This is a genomic window from Streptococcus sanguinis (assembly GCF_900475275.1).
GTDB lineage: Bacteria > Bacillota > Bacilli > Lactobacillales > Streptococcaceae > Streptococcus > Streptococcus sanguinis_N.
The window spans coordinates 1,837,252-1,856,520 of record NZ_LS483364.1; the positions used below are offsets into that span (position 1 = coordinate 1,837,252).

Annotated in this window: 20 protein-coding genes; all 20 read right to left on the bottom strand. The window is 49.2% G+C overall.

Going from position 1 to position 19,269, the window contains the following annotated elements:
- Positions 1 to 29: 29 nt before the first annotated feature.
- Positions 30 to 740 (bottom strand): ABC transporter ATP-binding protein, encoded by a 711-nt coding sequence (locus tag DQM55_RS09170; protein ID WP_111676344.1) that lies wholly within the window; start codon positions 738 to 740, stop codon positions 30 to 32.
- Entirely contained in the window at positions 727 to 1,518 is a 792-nt protein-coding gene (locus tag DQM55_RS09175) for an ATP-binding cassette domain-containing protein (protein WP_111676346.1), read from the bottom strand. Before DQM55_RS09175 ends, DQM55_RS09170 begins: the two co-directional genes overlap by 14 nt.
- A complete protein-coding gene (locus tag DQM55_RS09180; protein ID WP_111676348.1) occupies positions 1,506 to 2,312 on the bottom strand; it encodes an ABC transporter permease in 807 nt (268 codons plus the stop codon). The genes DQM55_RS09175 and DQM55_RS09180 overlap by 13 nt, the downstream gene beginning before the upstream one ends.
- Positions 2,305 to 3,246, bottom strand: a complete 942-nt coding sequence (locus DQM55_RS09185; protein ID WP_111676350.1) for an ABC transporter permease — start codon at positions 3,244 to 3,246, stop codon at positions 2,305 to 2,307. The genes DQM55_RS09180 and DQM55_RS09185 overlap by 8 nt, the downstream gene beginning before the upstream one ends.
- 91 nt (positions 3,247 to 3,337) lie before the next feature.
- Positions 3,338 to 4,945 (bottom strand): nickel ABC transporter substrate-binding protein, encoded by a 1,608-nt coding sequence (nikA, locus tag DQM55_RS09190; protein ID WP_111676352.1) that lies wholly within the window; start codon positions 4,943 to 4,945, stop codon positions 3,338 to 3,340.
- 85 nt (positions 4,946 to 5,030) lie between these two features.
- On the bottom strand, positions 5,031 to 5,840 hold the full coding sequence (locus DQM55_RS09195; RefSeq protein WP_111676354.1) for an ABC transporter permease: 810 nt from the start codon (positions 5,838 to 5,840) through the stop codon (positions 5,031 to 5,033).
- Positions 5,833 to 6,828, bottom strand: coding sequence for an ABC transporter permease (locus DQM55_RS09200; RefSeq protein ID WP_111676356.1), 996 nt, complete (start codon positions 6,826 to 6,828; stop codon positions 5,833 to 5,835). Before DQM55_RS09200 ends, DQM55_RS09195 begins: the two co-directional genes overlap by 8 nt.
- Positions 6,821 to 7,804, bottom strand: coding sequence for a M14 family metallopeptidase (locus DQM55_RS09205; protein WP_111676358.1), 984 nt, complete (start codon positions 7,802 to 7,804; stop codon positions 6,821 to 6,823). Before DQM55_RS09205 ends, DQM55_RS09200 begins: the two co-directional genes overlap by 8 nt.
- Positions 7,794 to 8,564 carry an ABC transporter ATP-binding protein gene (locus tag DQM55_RS09210; protein ID WP_111676360.1) on the bottom strand — a complete coding sequence of 257 codons (771 nt, stop codon included), beginning with the start codon at positions 8,562 to 8,564 and terminating at the stop codon, positions 7,794 to 7,796. The genes DQM55_RS09205 and DQM55_RS09210 overlap by 11 nt, the downstream gene beginning before the upstream one ends.
- Positions 8,561 to 9,343 (bottom strand): ATP-binding cassette domain-containing protein, encoded by a 783-nt coding sequence (locus tag DQM55_RS09215; protein WP_111676362.1) that lies wholly within the window; start codon positions 9,341 to 9,343, stop codon positions 8,561 to 8,563. The genes DQM55_RS09210 and DQM55_RS09215 overlap by 4 nt, the downstream gene beginning before the upstream one ends.
- A gap of 3 nt (positions 9,344 to 9,346) precedes the next feature.
- Positions 9,347 to 10,882, bottom strand: a complete 1,536-nt coding sequence (locus DQM55_RS09220; RefSeq protein WP_111676365.1) for an ABC transporter substrate-binding protein — start codon at positions 10,880 to 10,882, stop codon at positions 9,347 to 9,349.
- Between the two features lie 175 nt (positions 10,883 to 11,057).
- Positions 11,058 to 12,161: an NADH-dependent flavin oxidoreductase gene (locus DQM55_RS09225; RefSeq protein WP_111676367.1), complete on the bottom strand. Its 1,104-nt coding sequence runs from the start codon at positions 12,159 to 12,161 to the stop codon at positions 11,058 to 11,060.
- A gap of 55 nt (positions 12,162 to 12,216) precedes the next feature.
- Positions 12,217 to 12,789: a histidine phosphatase family protein gene (locus DQM55_RS09230; RefSeq protein ID WP_111676369.1), complete on the bottom strand. Its 573-nt coding sequence runs from the start codon at positions 12,787 to 12,789 to the stop codon at positions 12,217 to 12,219.
- Positions 12,786 to 13,514, bottom strand: a complete 729-nt coding sequence (gene cobS, locus DQM55_RS09235; protein ID WP_111676371.1) for an adenosylcobinamide-GDP ribazoletransferase — start codon at positions 13,512 to 13,514, stop codon at positions 12,786 to 12,788. Before cobS ends, DQM55_RS09230 begins: the two co-directional genes overlap by 4 nt.
- Positions 13,511 to 14,095 (bottom strand): bifunctional adenosylcobinamide kinase/adenosylcobinamide-phosphate guanylyltransferase, encoded by a 585-nt coding sequence (gene cobU, locus DQM55_RS09240; RefSeq protein WP_111676373.1) that lies wholly within the window; start codon positions 14,093 to 14,095, stop codon positions 13,511 to 13,513. Before cobU ends, cobS begins: the two co-directional genes overlap by 4 nt.
- Entirely contained in the window at positions 14,088 to 15,386 is a 1,299-nt protein-coding gene (gene hemL, locus DQM55_RS09245) for a glutamate-1-semialdehyde 2,1-aminomutase (RefSeq protein ID WP_111676375.1), read from the bottom strand. The genes cobU and hemL overlap by 8 nt, the downstream gene beginning before the upstream one ends.
- 42 nt (positions 15,387 to 15,428) lie before the next feature.
- The gene (gene hemB, locus DQM55_RS09250) at positions 15,429 to 16,400 is read right to left on the bottom strand and encodes a porphobilinogen synthase (RefSeq protein WP_111676377.1); all 972 of its coding nucleotides are present in this window, start codon (positions 16,398 to 16,400) and stop codon (positions 15,429 to 15,431) included.
- Positions 16,387 to 17,112 carry a uroporphyrinogen-III synthase gene (locus DQM55_RS09255; protein WP_111676379.1) on the bottom strand — a complete coding sequence of 242 codons (726 nt, stop codon included), beginning with the start codon at positions 17,110 to 17,112 and terminating at the stop codon, positions 16,387 to 16,389. The genes hemB and DQM55_RS09255 overlap by 14 nt, the downstream gene beginning before the upstream one ends.
- Complete coding sequence (gene hemC, locus DQM55_RS09260) at positions 17,097 to 18,017, bottom strand: hydroxymethylbilane synthase (RefSeq protein ID WP_111676381.1); 921 nt, start codon at positions 18,015 to 18,017, stop codon at positions 17,097 to 17,099. Before hemC ends, DQM55_RS09255 begins: the two co-directional genes overlap by 16 nt.
- Entirely contained in the window at positions 18,004 to 19,257 is a 1,254-nt protein-coding gene (hemA, locus tag DQM55_RS09265; RefSeq protein WP_111676383.1) for a glutamyl-tRNA reductase, read from the bottom strand. Before hemA ends, hemC begins: the two co-directional genes overlap by 14 nt.
- Positions 19,258 to 19,269: the final 12 nt, after the last annotated feature.

Consider the following 19,269-nt stretch of genomic DNA (forward strand, 5'->3'; position numbering starts at 1 on the left):
TAAAATAGTTTAGCTGGCTGGGGCATGTGTCAGCTAAAATGTCCCTTGTCGCCTATCAACTTCTCTGTCACGTGGTGATGAGCCTGGATAGGAAGCTCAAAGTCCTTTATCTCATCAACGATTTCCCCGTCTGCCATGACCAAAATCCGATGGCAGAGAGCATAGCTCAGCTTGAAGTCATGCGAGATGAAAAGATAGGTCAGCTGGTATTTCTCCCACAAATCATATAAGAGGCGTAACAACCTTCCCTGAACAATGGGATCCAAACCGCTCAGAGCCTCATCAAAGATGAGAATATCTGGCTTTAAGAGCAGGCCACGGGCGATGCAAATCCGTTGGAGCTGGCCGCCACTGAGCTGGCGCGCAGGCTGATTTAGATAGCTTTTATCCAGACCGACGTCTTCTAGAATGGATTCTACCTCTTCTCTAGCCACATCTTTTGGCAGGGCCTCTGTCAAGACCTGCTCGACTGTAAAATGCGGATTGACCGAATGGAGTGAGTCTTGAAAGACCAGTAAAATTCTCACGCCAGACTTTTTGACTGAGTAGGGCAGGCCATCCAGTAAGACCTGGCCTTGACTGGGCTTTTCTAGACCGATCAGCAATTTAGCCAGCGTGCTCTTGCCACTGCCGCTCTCGCCCATCAGACCGATCATTTCACCCTTCTGGACGGTGAAGTTACAGTCTTTGACAACCATTTTGTCCTCGAATTTTTTAAAAACATGTCTACATTCCAGCATCTTGTCTCACCAACCGTTCGTATGGATTTCCTAAGATAAGGTCTTGGCTATAGGCCTGCGAAGGACTTTCGAGGAGCTTAGCAACCGGCCCTTCCTCCATGATAGCCCCCTGATACATGACAAGCATCTTGCCTCCCAGCTCCCGCGCCAAATGATAATCATGGGTCACTGTGATGAGGGTCTTGCCTTTAGCCAACTGCTCCTTTAAGATGAGAATAATCTGCTCGCGATTATGGATATCCAGCGCCGAAGTAGGCTCGTCCAAAATGATGGTCTCTGGCTCCAGGCAAAGCAAGATAGCCAGCATGACCCGCTGCAGCATACCGCCGCTGAGCTCAAAAGGATATTTCTTCAAAAGCTCTTCCGGCTCTCCCAGTCTGACTTCTTTCATAGAAGCTACTGCCTTAGTCAGACAAGCGCTCTTTGAAATCTTGCTATGGCTGCGCAGGGTTTCCCAAAAATGACTTTGAATGGTCTGAAAAGGATTGAACATAGCCATCGGATTTTGAGACATATAGGCCACTCGTCTCCCCCGCAGCTGCTGCCAGTCCTTGAGAGAATTGCGCTCTAGAGACATGGAGCCATAGTGAACTTCACCTTGCATGCTCAAGGATGAAGGCAGCTGGCCAATCAATATCTTGGTTAAGAGGCTTTTACCAGAACCACTCTCTCCAATGATGACCAGAGACTGCCCCGCCTCCACTTCAAAGCTGATGTCCTGCAGTATGGTCTTTCCCTCAATCTGGGCTGTCAGTTTCTTTACAGCTATTTTTTCCATATCTGTTTCCAGCCTTTCTCTTCAAAGCATTCGGCAAATAGATTAAAGGCGACCACAGTCAGAAAGATAGCCAGTCCGGGCGCCAGCATCATCCAAGTTGCCGTTTGAAAATGGCTTCTAGCATCATGCAGCATCATGCCCCACTCGGTAATGTTGGGCTGGACACCGATTCCCAGAAAGGAAAAGCCAGAAATCATGAGAATGATATTCCCAATATTCATCAGCACAATAATCAAAATGGGCTTGTAGATAAAGGGCAGGATATGGGTTTTGAGGATATGAATCTGGGAGAGTCCCATGGTCTGGGCAGAAATGACATAGGCTTCCTCCTTGGCACTCTTGACCAGATTGGCTGTTACCCTTGCATAGTAGACCCACTCTATGATGACAATGGCTAGAATCATATTGGTCATTCCCTGTCCCAATATCCCAACAGTAGCTAGCGATAGCAGGAAGCTAGGAAAGGCGGAAATAACATTTGCAAACCATAAGAAGGTCGCTTCAGCCTTTCCTTGGTACCATCCGATCAGCAAGCCAACTGTGACACCGATGACCACTTCTAGCAGACTGATGGTCAGGGATAAAAAGAGAGAATAACGAGCCCCGTGCAGCAGACGAGACAAAACGTCTCTGCCTAACTGATCGGTTCCCAATAGATGAACAGCGTCAGGTGCCATTAGTTTATTTGAAATCTCCACGTGCTGGGGGTCGAAACTCGATAGATAGGGAGCAAAGAGAGCGCAGATGAAGAGGGCCAGCAAAATGACACTTGAAAAAATAAATCGTTTAGACATTGCTCCTCCTTTTTCTGACTCTAGGGTCTATCCAGAGCGGCAGCTGCTGGGTTAGAATATTATTTCCCAAGAATAATAGGCCAAATAAAAGCATACAGCACTGGATGATGGGCAGGTCCACAGACTGGAGCGCATCTACAAAGAGGGAGCCGACACCATTCCAGGAGAAGACTTCTTCGACAATCAAGGAGCCTGTCAGGAGATAGACCAAGGTCAGGCTCAGACCTGTCGCAATGGCTGGCAGGGAATTTCTCAAGAGATGATTCTTGACCAGGAAGAACTTACTGACTCCGCGCAGGAGGGCATTTTCGACATGGACACTGTTCATCTGCTCCAGCACAGCCTTACGGATCAAAGCGGTATATTGGCCAATCAATGACATGCTTAGGGTCAGACTAGGAAGAATCAAGCTGCTAAGGTCCTGCTTGCCCGAAACGGGCAGCCATCTGAGCTGAACAGCAAAAATCACAATCAGCATGTAGCCTAGCCAAAAGCTGGGCATGGAAACGCTGGAAAAGGATAGAAAGCGAGTGACCTTATCAAAGAGAGAACCTTTGTAGACTGCACTAAAAATCCCCAAAGGAATGGACGTAAGCAAAATAAGAGCAAAGGATGTCAAGCCCAGAGAAAGGGTCGACTGGAAACGCTCCAGCACCAAGGGCAGGACAGGAACCTTTAATAGATAAGACGTCCCAAAATCCCCACCAAGGGCCTTAGTCAGCCAAGCTAGATACTGCTGGGGCCAAGGTTGATTGAGGCCCAGATAGTCTCTGGCTTTTTCCAAGGATTGAGGAGTCACTTGAATCTTAGATACCCTTAAATAATTTTCTGCTTGATCCGCCGAGGATAGCTTGGCCAAGAGAAAGGTCAATACTGATATCATCAACAGAGCAGCTAAGAAAGAAACTATTTTTTTAAATAAATCTTTTTTCATAGTCCTTAAAAGAAAAGGGGCGGCTGCTAAGCTTTTCAACTTAGCAGCACTACTCCCTTTATATTAAAATTTGCAGTTATGAAGCCAGCTTTTATTTTTTCTCAATATAGCGCAGTGGGAAAGCATTTTCTTCTGGGGCAAAGCGCATACCATCGAGTTCTCCCTTGCGGTAGACGGAAACAACGGATTGGTAAGTGATTGGAATATAGATAGCTTCATCGTGGAGCATGGTGAGGACTTTCTTGTAGCCTTCATCGACTTTTGCCTCATCTGGTTCGACCAGAGTCGCCTTGATAATTTTATCAATTTCTGGCTTAGATGGCAGAGCTTCTAGGGAAACATTTTCTGGGTGGCCATGGTCTGCTGGTGAAGTCAGAGCTGTCATCCAAGCATGCGGATCCCAAGGTGCCCCCCAAGAGAAGGTCAACATCAAATCAAAGTCGCCCGTCTTAATATTTTCCCAGTAGTCATCTTCTTCCATAGCTTTAAGCTGAACGTCGATTCCGATTTTCTTCCATTCGCCCTGGAAGTACTCAACCAAGTCCTTGTCTGTCGCCTTAGAAGAGATATAAGGAACATTTAGGCTTAATTTCTTGCCATCTTTTTCACGGATACCGTCAGAACCTTTCTTCCAGCCTGCTTGATCCAGCATCTTTTCAGCCTGCTTGATGTCGTAGTCATAGGGAGTTAGATTGGCATCAGAGTGTGGGGTAGACTTAGAGAAGATGGTATCAGCTGGTGTTTCTGTGCCGCGGAAAATGTCTTTCGCGATAGACTTCTTATCAACTGCATGGTTCATCGCCTGACGGACAGTCTTGTCTTTGAAAATTTCCTGCTTGGCATTCAAGAGCATGAGGCGGCTGGACATTGGCTGAGATACGTCTGTCGTGTACTTGTCATCCTTGGCATACTTAGCAAAGTTATCCAAACCGATAACGCCATTCCCATAGATCAAGTCAACATTGCCAGACTCAAACTCAAGAGCACGGGTTTGTGGGTCTGGAATAATCTTGACTGTTACTTCTTTCAGTTTAGGCTTTTCACCCCAGTAATTTTCGTTACGGGTAAAGGTGATGTACTCGTTTTGCTTCTTGTCTTTGACAACCCATTGACCGGTTCCGATTGGTTTTTTGAGGTTGTCCTTGGTCGTGTCATCTCCGTCAGGGAAGGCAGCATCAGCTATGAAGCGGATTGGACGAATCATTGATAAATCATAGAGAGTCGCACTGTAGGCTTGTTTGAGTTTAATCTCAAAGGTATGGTCATCTACAACTCGATAGCTTTCCAGCTGATTGGTGAAGTCAAACCAAGTGTGGTTTTTCTTATTTTCCTCTGAAAATACGGTATCGAAATTCCGTTTGACATTTTCTGCGTTAAAGTCAGAGTCGTCTGAGAATTTTGCCTTTCTCAGCTTGAAGGTATAGGTTTTACCATCTTCGCTGATATCCCAGCTTTCAGCCAAGGCTGGCTCGATTTTACCATTGTCACCGTAGCGGACTAGGCCTTCATAGACCATATCCTGAATGACAAATTGATCTGGATTGTAGCGGTGAGGATTGACATCCCCAAAGTCTTCTCCCCAGACCATAGTGAGTTTGTCTTTCTCATTGGCTTGTTTGGAAGAATTTGAGTTTTGCTGGCAGGCTACCAAGAATAAAGGCAGCAAGAGGACAACTAATAAAAATAGTTTTTTTCTCATTTTTATTGAATCACTTTCTTGTATTCATATTTTTTATGATTTCAGTCCCAAGAGATAGAGGCTGCAGTTTATATTTTTTTGATGATCAATTCATGCGGTTGTACTTGCTGTTGAGAGCATCTCCAAACTTGGTAAAGAGGAGAATGGTCAGAATCAGCAAAAGACAAGGGAAGACCACAATCCAAGGGGCTTCTTGGATGTAAATTCGGCCGTCATTGATCATGGCTCCCCACTCAGGCGATGGTGCCTGAGCTCCCAACCCGACAAAGCTGAGGCCAGCGATTTCCATGATAATGGTGCTAATATCAAAGCTCATGGTTGTCAGAATCTGAGGAAAAAGACTGGGGAAATAATAGTTTTTCAGAGTCGTCCAAAAACTATTGCCATACATTTTCGAGGACTGGATATAGGGTTCATTTTTCAGCTGCATGGTCATAGAGCGCATCAGGTAGGCATACTTGGTCCAGGCCGTCAAGCAGATAGCGATGAGGGTTTGCTGGAGACCGATGCCCAAGATACTGACGATGGCAATGACCAAAATGATAGAGGGGAAAGACTGAAAAGCCGTGATAACCAGCAAGATGAACTGGTCGAATTTCCCGCCGATGAAGGCGCTGGTTACCCCAATAAAGGAGCCTACCGTCGCAATTAGCATCAGAATCATCAGGGCTGGCAGGACTGTTTCCGCACCTCCGCTCACTGCACGCGCAAAGACAGACCGTCCTAGAGCGTCCGTTCCGAACCACTCACTGCTGCTCGGCCCTTGCAGGGCTTGGCCCAAATTGACCTTGGTTAAACTATCACCCAAGAGATGAGGGGCCAAGGAGGATAGGATCAGAGCCAGGACGATGAGGCCGCCCAAGGCCAGGAGTTTTCGATTGATTTTCTTATCCATACGAACCCTCCTTGCTTGCTTTTAATTTCTTCGTGCGCGGCAGCAGTTTGGGATTTTCCTGAGCCAGTCGGACGCGAGGATTGAGCCAAATCGTAAGCAGCTGAAAGACTAGATTTACAGTCAAGACTCCCGCTGTGATAAAGAGGACCGCCCCCTGAATGAGGGGATAATCCCGCTTGGCGACGACTCCTATCAGCATCTTGCCGATGCCCGGCCAGGAAAAGAGATGCTCAATAATAGCCACACCGCCCAAGAGCGAGCCCAGAGAAAGGCTGACCAAGGTCAGAAGAAAGGGCAGGACATTGTAAATCACGTCATGCAACAGGATATGCCCCTCTCGAATCCCCCGACCACGCGCACCTTCGACTTCTGGCGAATGCAGCACTTCAATCAAAGCAGTCCGCAGCTGTGGGATATAGCGAGTGGACATGATCATGGCCAGTGTCATGACTGGCAAGACTAGACCCAGCTCATTAGCCGTTGCCTGAATGGGAAGCCAGTGCAGCTGAACAGAAAAGATCAGAATCAGGATAATCCCCATAACAAAGCTAGGAATGGCATTCAGAAAAGCCAGACCTGCCATCAAGAAGCGGTCAACCGGCTTTCCAGCATGGTAGGATGTGTAGAGAGCTGTCGGCAGGGAAATTCCCAGAGTCGCTAGCAGGGTATAAAAAGCTAGGTAGACTGTATTGGGAAAATAGAAAATCAGCTGCTCCCAGACCGAAGCTCCGGAATTATAGGTCACACCAAAGTCGCCATGGACAATCCTGCCCAGCCAGGCCAGATATTGCTCCATAAAGCTGCCATTCAGACCCATCTCTGCCCGCTTGATTTCCAGCAGTTCCTTGGTAAAAGGAATACCCTGAGCGTTGAGAATGCTCTCAGCCGGATCTCCCGGTGCTAGATAAACCAGTAAAAAGGAGATAAAGCTGACGCAGAGCAGGATGAGGACGAATTGCAGAATAGTTTTGATAATAAATTTAATCATGCGCCTCCCTTTCAGATGTCTGGTAGCTTTCAGGCTTCTTGCTAGCTACGGCCAGCAGCACTTCGCCTTGGTGGACGACCAAGGTCGCCTTCTGGTAGAGGACCAGACCGTCTTCCTTGGCAGTCACCTTTTCTAAAATATTGCCATAAATATCACAGATTTCGCCGATGACCTGACCAGCCTGTACTGTTTGATTAGGCCGAACAAAGCACATCCAGCAGCCCGACCTCTGACAGGTCAGATAGTAGCTGTCGTCAAAGATCAGTGGCGCCTGCTTATAATAGGGCATGGTCCCTTCAAAAAGATAGCGGGCGACTTGCTTGACTGACTCTTTCATGGCCAGTACATCCTCTGGCAGACAGGTGCCGTTTTCTCCCCGCTCCAGCAGGATACTAGGCAGTCCATAATCTACCGAGGCAGCGTGATAAAGATTGCCACAGTCCTGAGATTGGTAGATAATCGGTGTCCCAGAAGCCTGCAGCATCTGATAGGACTTTTCGACCACCTCGGGATTGGCCCGTAGAGAGTAGTAACCATGCGGTGTCAGCAGTTCTTCCCGATTGCCACTGTGCAGGTCAATCAGGAAATCACTGACGCTAAAGACCTGACTCTCAATCACAGACCGAATCTGATAGCTGAGGCTGGAAACTGGCTCCTGGTCTTGAAAAATCCTGTTTAGATTAAGGCCATCCTCAGGTACAAGCGTCGTCTCCCGAGCCCAGAAGCCACTGATATTGACTGCATGCAGGAGGAGGACAGAGCCCTGAAAGTTAAAGTCCCACTCATGCGCCAAATCCATCAGTGCCTTGACACCGACATACTCGCAGCCATGGACTGCCGCACAGATAGTCAGCAAGGGCTGGGAGGCCTGTCCTTTGAGCAGAGTGTACTGGATAGCCAGATTATCCGTGATGGACAGACTACCTTGGTAGCTGCTGCAGGGGGCCATAGAGTCTAGTTCTTGCTTAATCCTCATCTTTATCCTCCCTGTACTGACTGAGCAAGAGCTTGGTATAGTCACTCTTGGGAGCAGAGACGACCTCTCGCATGCTGCCCTTTTCCTGCACGATTCCGTCCTTGAGGACGACCAAATCTTCCGCAAAATTGCTGACCAGTGCGATGTCATGTGAGATGAAGAGAAAGGAGGTCTGCGAGCGTTCCTTGATATTTGCCAGCAGCTGCATGACTTCATACTGAACGGTCACATCCAGAGCACTGGTGATTTCATCGCAGATGAGCACATCAGGATTAATCAGCAGGGCACGGGCGATGGCCGCCCGCTGGCATTCTCCTCCGCTCAGCTGATGCGGCAGCCTCTGGGCAAGCTCAGGTGTCAGACCGACCGAGGTCAACAAGTCACAGATAGCTTGCTTCCTATCTGACTGCTGCTGATAGAGAGAGAAGTTTCGACAGACCTCTTCTAGGCTCTGCTGAATGCTGCGCTTGGGATGAAAAGTCGACTGGGGCTGCTGGGCAATATACTGGACCCGAGCATAGTATTCCCTATCCTTGTAGTCATAGACTGGTTTGCCCAGTAGGGTCAGCTTCCCTTGGTCCGGCTTTAAAAAGCGGCAGATGAGTTTGGCAATGGTACTCTTACCAGAGCCTGACTCTCCGACCAGCCCTAAAGCCTGTCCCTTTTCCAAGCTAATGTCAATATCAAATACACCGATTCTCCGCTCACCTATCTGACTGTACTCGTAGGTCAGTTGGCGACCAACCAATACTTGATTCATAGCTGCCCCCCTTCTCTAAATGCTGCTAGCTTAGGCACGGCCTTCAGCAATTTCTGGGTGTAGGCCTGCTCAGGATGGCGAAGAACTTGATGGGCTGGACCACTTTCGACAATCTGCCCTTCTTTCATGACGACTACTTTTTGCGCTAGATGCTCAGCCACACTGATATCATGTGTAACAAAGAGAATGGCCATTTTTTCCTCCTGATGAAGCTTGCTCAAGAGATCAAGCAGCTTCATTTTCGACAGGACATCCAGAGCGCTAGTCGGCTCATCAGCCAGCAGCAGTTTGGGCTTGCTGGCTAAAGCCAGCGCTACACCGACTAGCTGCATCATACCACCGCTGAGCTCGAAAGGATACTTATTGACGACTTTTTCAGGCAGCAGTCCCACCATCTCTAGGCATTCTTCCAAGGGACGGAGATTTGCTGCTTGCTGGCCCTGATTTTTCACCAAGTCCTGATAATGCTTTTTGATCTTACGGCGGTTATTGAAGCTGAGACTGGCATGCTGACTAATCCAGGCCACTTCTCGGCCCACAAAAGGCAGATAAATGCGATGGTCCTGGGGATGAATTTCCTGCCCCTCAAAGGTAATACTGCCCTCTGTCACTGTCAGCCCCCTAAGAGGGAGGCCCAGCAGCATCTTGAGCAGGGTAGACTTGCCACTGCCACTCTCGCCCACAATCGAAAGGGACTCCCCCTCAGCAAGAGAGAGGGAGACCCGATCGAGAATGACTTTATCTGCTGACTGCACCAGCAGATCTTTCATTTCCAGCATGTTTTATTCCTTTGATAGTTTGTTGCTGACGTGATAGTAATCTGTCGGATGGGATTCCAAACCAGAGACGGACTTGTCCATCACCAGAGCGACCTTGAAGAAGCCGATGATGGTAAAGCCGTAGTCCTTATCCATGATTTCTTGGATTTCCTTGCTGAGCTGATTGCGCTTAGCTGGATCAGTTTCAGTCGCTAACTCTTCGATTTTCTTGTCCGCTTCTGGATTGCTGTAGTGACCGATATTGGCTGTACCATTGGTCTTAACGGCACTGTTGAAGAAGGCATATGGATCACCGATAGGAGCTGCTACCACCGCGTAAGGTGTGAAGGCATAGTCCTTTTCACTGGCAACGGCACTGACTTCAACTTTCTTAATAGTCGCTTCGATTCCGACTTCCTTGAGCTGTTGCTGGCTTGCTTCTACAGCCAGCGGCATTTCAGGCAGACGAGTAAAGGACAGCAGCTCAATGCTGACTTTTTGACCGTCTTTTTCACGGTAGCCATCGCCGTCAGTATCCTTGTAGCCAGCTTCATCCAAGAGTTTTTTAGCTTTTTCTACGTCAAATTCATGGACGCTCTTTTGCAGGGCAAAGGCAAATCCTTTAGGGAAAGGGCCAACAGCTGGCACAGCTGAGCCTTTAAAGAGGGATTCAGAGTAGGTCTTCTTGTCAACCAAGGTATCTAAAGCCTGACGGAATTTGTCATCTGCTACGTAAGGATTTTCAAAGTTATAGTAGTATGCTAGGTAGCGAGAACCCTCTACTTCAGAAATTTTGTAGTTCTTATCGGAAGCATAGGTACTTAGATTTGCATAAGGCAGGCCATAGACGGCATCGACTTCCTTAGACTTGAGGGCTGCAGAAATAGCTGTCGGATCAGAGAAGTATTTAATCTTCAGATTAGCAACTTTTGGCTTACCATCCCAGTAGTCGTCATAAGCCTTGAGCTCTGCTCCGCTCTCAGGAGTGTACTTGGTCACCATGTAAGGTCCAGTTCCGACTGGAGCCTTGTCAGATGCGCTCTTGCCAGTCGTATCCACAATAGCGGAGTAGGGCTCTGCCAAGAGATTCGCCATGATCGGTTGCACAGCCTTTGTCTTGATGGTCACAGTTTGACCTTCCGCAGAAATGCTGTCAATGCCCATATCTGATGCTGCCCGCTCGCTTGTCTTAATCAAGCGTTCCAGAGAAGCTTTGACCTTTTCACCGGTCATTTTTTCGCCATTTTGGAAAGTCACCTTATCCTTGAGGGTAATTTTCCACTCTAGGTCTGAGACTGCTTCGATTTTCTCAGCCAGCCAAGGTTTTACCTCAAGTTTGTCGTCCATCTTAAAGAGGGTTTCTCCCACTCCGTAACGGACCGTGAACCAGCCATTGTATTCCGCTGCTGGATCCACATTTGCTGGAAACTGGGTGTAGCCAATGGTTACAGTCTTACTGCCACTATCGCCAGCAGGTTCGCTGGTTTTGCTAGGGTTTACACAGGAGGCTAGGGCTAGGCCTGCCAAGGCTAAAACCATTATTTTTTTAAAATGTTTCATAAATATTCAAATTCCTTTTCTATTTTGTAAACTACTTTAAGACGGTCTGTCCTAGTCAAATCTAAATACGCTTCGCTCTCTGTCTAAGGTGGTTCTATATCCTGAAGATGAGAGAGCAGACGAGTGAAAAACAAATGATTGCTCATCCTCTTTCCTCCTTGGGGATGTGCTTGTCTTAATCTTTTCCTTCCAGATAGCTTCGAGCATCTTCGACAAAGGCAGTTGGCAAAGCCAAGTCAGCCTGCAGCTCATCGCGATAAGCTCGGATTACTTCTGCCTCTCGGCCGGAGACAACCTTTTCAGCCCAGTCTGGGTCTAGGAGCAGGGCCTTGCCGAGGGCAAAGAGCGGAATCCCCGCATCCAATACTCGCTGGGCATCCTGCTTGGTCTTTATCTGACCGACACCAATCAGGGGTACTCTACCATTAATTTTTCTGATAATTTTCTGAATCACTGGCTCCGAGTCCTGAGAATCTCTGATGGACGAGCGCCAGACATCAGAGGTCGAAATATGTAGATAGTCCACCTGATGATAGATAAGCTGCTCCAGCAACTGCAGGGTATCATAAAGCTGGATACCTGGCTCTTCAATCTCTTCTGGAGAAAAGCGGTAGCCAATCAGGAATGGGCGGTCAGCCTCTTCTTTAACTAGTTGCTTGGCTCTTTTCAGCAAGGTCTTTGGAAAGCGTAGGCGGTTGTTAAGACTGCCGCCCCACTTGTCCTGACGGACATTTGAATGAGGAGAGACAAACTGCTGAATCAGGTAGGTATTGGCTCCATGAAGCTCTACTCCATCAAAGCCAGCCCGAATCGCCCGTCTGATAGCTGACAGAAAGTCCTCTATCACCTGCTCCACCTCAGCGTTCTTGAGCGCCCTTGGCTCTGCCAAATAATCGCGCGGAGCCTTGACAGCGCTGGGTGCTACTGGCTGACCGTCAATCAAATCAGGCAGAACCATACGACCACCATGATAGAGCTGGACAATAGCCAGAGCCCCTTGGTCCTTGATGGCCTTGGCCAGACGGCTAAGCCCCTCTACCTTATCGTCCTCGGCGCCGCTGAAGCTCTCCGCAAAGGACTTGCCTAGAGGATGGACATAGGTACTGCCAGTGATGACCATACCAACCGACCTAGACCGGCGGGCAAAAAAGTCGATATCTGCCTGAGATACATAGCCACCGGGCTCACTAGCGCAGATGGTCATAGGCGCCAAGACAACGCGATTGCGCATGGTCTGGCCATTTTTAAAAGTAAATTTATCCTGAATCTGTGTATTCATCTGGTCACCTCTTTCCCAAGATAAATCCTGTTGTTTGTTTTTAAATAATAAATCCTTAGAGTAAGGTCGCCTGCCAAGTCTGGTCGCGCTCTTCCAAGAGCAGCACTCGTCCTTGGGGGACATCAATGTTCCAAAAAACAGCCTCTGGGTCAACCAAATGTTGGTAAATCAAGCGAAGGACTCCCAAATGAGCGACTAGAGCCATTGACTCCTCCCTGCTATCCAGCAAGCGGTCTGTTGCTGCCCAGACTCTAGTCTTAAAGTCAGCAAAAACTTCTGCCTCAGGAGGCGTGACCTCAAAGGGAGCCTCCAACCAAGCCTGCCAGACTTCTGGAAAGGCTGCCGGAATCTCATCAGCTGTCAAGCCCTCCCATTGTCCAAAGCCCCGCTCGTCAAAGTCGGCTATGGGCTGGACTTTCCTTTCTGGAAAAGCCAGCTGGGCTGTTTCCTGCGTCCGCCTGAGACCACTGGTGTAAATCACATCAACTGGGTACTCCTGCATCAGTAGCGCCAGCTGCTTGGCGTCCGCTTGGCCTTGCCCGTTGATAGAGACGTCATGGCTGCCGTAGAAACAGCGCCTGCGGTTGTAGTCTGTCTGACCATGCCGCATCAGATACCATCTTTTCATCCTAGTACCACCAATCCTAAGAGATAGAGAAGCTGGGCAATTTCGACATAGGCCCCTATCGTATCGCCTGTGTGACCGTCAATTTTATTATAAACGAAACGACGATAGCCGATTGCTCCCAGAAATACCAAGCCGTAAGCCAGAAGACCTCTCCAGCTGAAAACCAGCAGAGACAGGAGCAAAGGCAAAAGCTGGGAAAGCAGGATATGACTAGTCTTGCTGCCACTGAAGAAATTCCCCGAGCCGCCGCCTTCTCTGGCATAGGTCATCCGGTAGAGCTGTAAGCTGAGACCGGCCTTGCCAATCATGGTCAGACTGGCCACGATAAACCAGCGAGGCTCTGGCAGATAAGGGTAGAGAACCAGCATCAGAGCATAGTAGAGAATGAGTGCCAGTACGCCATTGCTGCCAATCCGGCTGTCCTTCATAATCTCCATCATCCGCTCCTTCTTACGAGAGGAGAAGAGACCGTCTGCCGTATCCGCCAGAGCGTCTAAGTGAAAACCACCTGTCAGCAGAACATCGAAAGCAAGGGTCAGAACCCAAGCAATCATTCCTGGCAGAACTAGGCTCGTCAGAAAATAAAATCCTCCTGAAATCAAACCCAGCAAGAGACCAAAGAGGGTCAGAAAAGGAAGCCCCCGTCGCAGATAGGAAATATCCACTGCCTTTGGAATCACAATCCGGCTAAAAAATTGAGTATAGATAATCAATGCCTTTATCATTTCAACTGCTGAGCGAGGCCGCAGATGACTAGATAAGCCTCACTCGCCTCCTTTGCAATCAGTTGGTTGATCTTGCCCTGCACATCACGAAAGAAGCGTCCTAATCTGGTCTCTGGAACAATGCCCAGTCCAACCTCGTCCGTTACAATCCAGCACTCAGCATCAGTCTGACGGATTGTAGACAAGAGCTCTTGCCATTCTTCTTCCAAGAGCTGCAGCAGGAAAGACTGCTCCTGACGGCTGAGAAAATTTTCTTCCGTCAGCTCCAGCTTGTCTGGAAAATGCTGGGCAATCAAATCAAAGAGGCGATTGCTGGTCAGAAGGGTGGCACAATCCAGCAGATAAACTGGATGTGACTGCTCTCGCAGCCAGTCCGCCAGCCCTGCATACTGCTCCTGAGTTGTCCAGGAAGCAGGCCGCCGTTCTTGGTGCAGCCGAATCCGCTCCTGCCATTCTGGATCTTCTCCTCGGGGCAGGCCAGTCGCAATATAGCAAACTCGCTCTCGGTCCGCTAGTCGCTCCTCCGCAAATGCCGACTTACCGCTTCTGGCACCGCCTGTCACTAACACAATCTTAGCCATTTGCTTCTTCTTTCATTGGTTGAAATGCCTGCTCAAAGGCCGCCAAGGTCTGGTCTAGGTCCTCTCTAGTATGGGCACTGGACATAAAATTGGTTTCATACTGAGATGGCGCCAGATAAATGCCCTCTTCCAGCAAGAGACCGTGCAGTCTTGCAAACTGAGCATGGTCAGCCGCCTTAGAATCCTCAAAATTGCGGACTGGCTTCTGACTGAAGAAGAAGCCAAACATGGTACCTTTTGACACGACTTGCAAATCAATACTGTACTTGTCTGCTAGATTTCGCAAGCCATCACAGAGGTAGCTTGTTTTCTCTTCAATCTCAGCAAAGAGCTCCGGTGTCAGCTGTTTCAGGGTTTCATAACCAGCCGTCATGGCGACTGGATTGCCCGACAAGGTACCAGCCTGATAGATACTGCCTAGAGGCGCTACCTGATCCATATAGATGGCCTTGCCGCCAAAGGCTGCGACTGGGAAGCCGCCACCGATAACCTTGCCCAAGCAGACCAGATCCGGCTCTGTCTGATAGAGGCCAACTGCCCCCTGATAATGAGCTCGGAAACCACTCATAACCTCATCCACGATGAAGAGAGAGCCGTATTCCTGAGTGAGGGAGCGAATAGTACTGATAAAGTCCGCATCCGCTGGAATCAAGCCCATATTGCCAGCAACTGCTTCTAAAATGACACAGGCGATATCGTCACCGTGCTTTTCGAAGCAAGTCTTGAGAGCATCTGTATCATTGTAAGGTAAGGCCAGAGTTTCCCCAGCTACCTGAGCAATGACTCCGGCAGAATCAGCAATCCCAAAGCTGGCCAAGCCTGAACCAGCCTGAACCAAAAAGGAATCGCTGTGACCGTGATAGCAGCCGATAAATTTGACAATTTTAGAGCGCTTGGTCACCCCACGCGCTACCCGAATGGCGCTCATGGTCGCTTCCGTTCCTGAATTGACCATCCGCATTCTTTCCATGAAAGGCAGACGCTCCTGCACCAGCTGGCCGAGAGCAATCTCTCTCGGACTCGGAGCACCAAAACTGGTCCCCTCCCAAATAGCTTCCTCAACTGCTGGCAACACATCCTTAGGAGCATGCCCCAAAATCATAGGTCCCCAAGACAGGACGTAGTCAATATAGCGGTTGCCATCGACATCATGCAGATAGGCTCCGCTGGCTTTTTCGATAAAAAGCGGATGGCCGCCCACAGCCTTAAAAGCCCTAACAGGACTGTTGACCCCGCCTGGAAAGAGCTTTTGAGCCTCTGTGAAATATTGGTTGGAATGTTCTCTCTTCAAGTTCGTCCTCCTTATTTAGAAAACTGCTGTTTTCCGCAGTCTCTATCCTTCTTTCAGATAGCCAGCCGCATCTTTGGCAAAATAAGTGATAATCAAGTCTGCACCAGCCCGCTTCATACTGGTCAAAGTTTCCATGACAATGGCTTTTTCATTGATCCAGCCCTGCTGAGCTGCTGCCTTGACCATGGCGTATTCTCCACTGACATTATAGGTCACCAGAGGCAGCCGGGTTTCCTGGCGTAGCTCTCTGAGGATATCCAGAAAGGCCAGAGCCGGCTTAACCATAAGAAAGTCTGCTCCCTGCTCCTCATCACTCTTAGCTTCTCTAAGAGCTTCCAAGCGATTGGCCGGATCCATCTGATAGGTCTTGCGGTTGCCAAAGGCCGGAGCACTCTCGCCAGCATCTCGGAAAGGTCCATAAAAACTAGAGGCAAACTTAATCGCATAGGACATGATGGGAATGTCTTCAAAGCCCGCCGCATCAAGCCCCTGACGGATAGCCGCCACAAAACCGTCCATGGCATTGGAAGGCGCAATGACATCTGCTCCAGCCCTGGCTTGGCTGACAGCAACTTCTGTCAGTCTAGTCAGAGACAGATCATTGTCCACTTCCTCCCCTCGCAAAATACCGCAATGGCCGTGACTGGTAAACTCACAGAGACAGGTGTCTGCAATGACGACCGTCTCAGGGAAATGCTTCTTGATCAAACGGATAGCTTCCTGCACAATGCCATTTTCAGCTGAAGCTTGGCTGCCTATTTCGTCCTTTTCTGACGGAATGCCAAAGACGATAAAAGCCCGAATGCCCAAGTTCACACATTCCTGAACTTCTGGCAGCAAATCCTCGAGGGAGAACTGATAAACTCCCGGCATGGAGGCAACTTCTTGCTTTTCAGTCAAGCCTTCCTTGACAAACAAGGGTTGGATAAAATCATCCACAGACAGCTTGGTTTCTCTAACCAGCTGCCGCAGACCGCTGCTTCTTCTCAGCCTGCGATGTCTATAAAATTCCATGCTTCTTCTCTTCTTTCTTGATTATTTCCTTGACCATTTCCTCAACAGAAGGACTCTGGGGCTGGTAATCTACCCTATAGCCGGACTCCTCAACCGCCTGAGCCGTTGTCTGGCCAATCACTGCAATCTGATGGCTGGACGCTAGATGGGGCTTAATAGCACAAAAACTCTGCCAAGCCGATGGACTGGCAAAGGTCCAAATCACATCCTCCTGAGACAGATAGGTCTCGAGCTGGTCCTGACCAGCTGGATTTGAGGTCGTTTCGTACATAGGCCAAGCCCAGACATCATGACCTGCTTCTTTTAACTTCTCAGCCAGACTGGGATTGGACAAGCTGCTCTGGGGCAGCAAAATCTTCTGCGTCGGCAGAGCCAAATCCAGCCACTCCTGAATAAAGTCAAGACCATAGTGGCTACTGGCCTGAAAATCACAGTCTCGGCCTAGCTTGTCCAGCGCCTGACTGGTCTGCGGCCCAATGGTCGCAATCTGGTAGTCCGCTTTCAGATAGGGACTGAAAGCCTCTACTGCGACAGCACTGGTAAAAAAGACCCAGTCGGCTTCTGGTAGAACTGCTTGGATAGCTTCTGGCAAGGGCAGAGACTGACAGCGGATGAGAGGGACATGGTGCGTCTCAAATCCTGCCTGTCTGATCTTTTCTAGCCAGGCAGAGTCCGGCGCCTGCTCTCTGGTAAAGATTATTTTTTTAACCATGGCATTCCCACTGCTCCCTTATCGGCTAACTGACGCACAGCCTGCTCTGCCAATTGCTGGCCATCCTGCCCTTGAAGGCTGACAAAGACACATTGGCCGTCCTCCTTGGCCAACATGGCCTCTAATTGGTAGTCCTGACCGTTTTTCTGGACAAAAGCAGCGATAGGGAAGGTACAGTCTGCATTCATCTGAGCCAAAACTGCCCGCTCAACTGCTACTTCAGCAGCTGTCTTCTCATCCTGAACAGTTGCCAAGAGACTCCGCAGTTCCTCATCCTCTTCCCGGCATTCCACTGCCAAAGCGCCCTGAGAAATAGCCGGCAGACAAAGACTGGTCTCTAAAGGCTGAATGTAAAGACGGCTTTGGTCCAGCCAGCCCAAACGTTTAAGTCCAGCCATAGCCAAGACAATTGCGTCGTACTCGCCTTCTTCCAGCTTCTTGATACGTGTATCAATGTTGCCCCGCAGTGGCTTGAATGCCAAATCCGGTCTCTGAGCCTGCAACTGAACCTGCCGGCGAATGCTGCTGGTTCCTATAAGAGCGCCCTTAGGCAGGTCCGCCAGCGTCTGGCCAGCTTGACGGAAAATCAAGCAGTCCCGAACATCTTCTCGCCGACTAATCGCACCGAGCGCACAGCCCTCAGCTAGCTTGGCCGGCATGTCCTTGAGACTATGGACTGCCATATCAATCTCACCAGCCAAGAGGGCTCGCTCGATTTCCTTGACAAAGACTCCCTTGCCACCAATTTCCTGGAGGCTGACATGTGTTAGACGATCTCCTTTTGTCGTATAGGGAACGAGGACAAAGTCCCGCTCTGGATGGAGCTTCTTGAGCTGGTCCACTAACTGTTGGGTCTGGGTCATGGCCAGCTTACTCTTGCGGGTTCCTACCTTAATGACCTTCATCTTTTCCCCTTTCTCTATGCAAGCCAAATATCTTGGCAATCAAGGCAATGTCATAGTCTGAATGCTCTCCGACTGACAGCTCTTTGAGCTGCAAGATTGGCTCCTTCAAGACTTGGTTGATAATACTCTTCATGTGCTTGGAAATCTGCTTTTGCTCCCGCTCTGTCAAATCTGGAATCTTACGATTAAGGCTTTCCATGGCCGAAGCTTGAGCTTCCAAAGCCTTATCCCTGATTTCCTGAATCAGAGGAATAATGCCCAGCTGCTGACGCCAATCAGCAAACTTGACCAGCTCCTCATCAATCTCCAAGGCAATCCGACCGGCAATCTCCTGCCGCTCTGCCTTATATTGCTCCAGTTGATTGGTCAGATTTTCGATATTATAGAGCTTCAGAGATGAGCTCGGATGGCAGGAACGCGGCAGACAGAGGTCAAACACGACCGCATCCACCTTAAGCATAGAGGGAAAGATAATGTATTCTTCCGTTTTAACTGCCGAAAAAACCACATCCGCATCCGCCAGCACTGCCTCCAACTCATCCCAGCCATGGGCAGATACCCTGTCCTCTGTCAGAAAAGGCTGGGCCTTGCTGACTGTCCGATTGAGCAGCATAACTGACTTGAAAGGCCGCTGTAGAGCATACTTAGTCACCAGCTGACCAATCTCTCCCAAACCGATAACAGCTACCTTTTTAGTGCTGTAATCCAGCCCCAGTCGGTCCAATTCTTGGATAGCCGTCAGGCCGATAGAAATAGGCCGGTCATTGATCCGATAAGTATCATGCATGCACTTAGCAAAGGTCAGCGCCTGCTTGAAAGCCTGATTGAGGACAATTCCAGTCGTACCAGCATCTTGCGCTGTCAGGAAAGCCTGCTTGAGCTGGCCCAAGACCTGACTTTCACCAACAATCTTGGATTCCAATCCGATAGAGACCCGCAGCAGATGCCGCAAGGCCTCATCCCCTTCACGAAAGACTAAATACTCTTCCAGCTCCTTGACAGGAATCTGAAACCAGTCCGCCAAAAAATGCTTGGAATAGTAGCGGCCAGTATGCAGCTGGTCCACCACCAGATAGAGCTCGGTCCGATTGCAGGTGGACAGGATGATATTTTCCAAGATACTTTTTTCTCTTTTCAGGAGCTTTAGGGCTTTCAGCCCCTCCTGATCTGAGAAATGCGCTTTTTCCAAAATTGGCAGCGGCGTTTCCCGATGGGTCAAACCCACATATAATAGGTGCATGCTTCTTTCCTT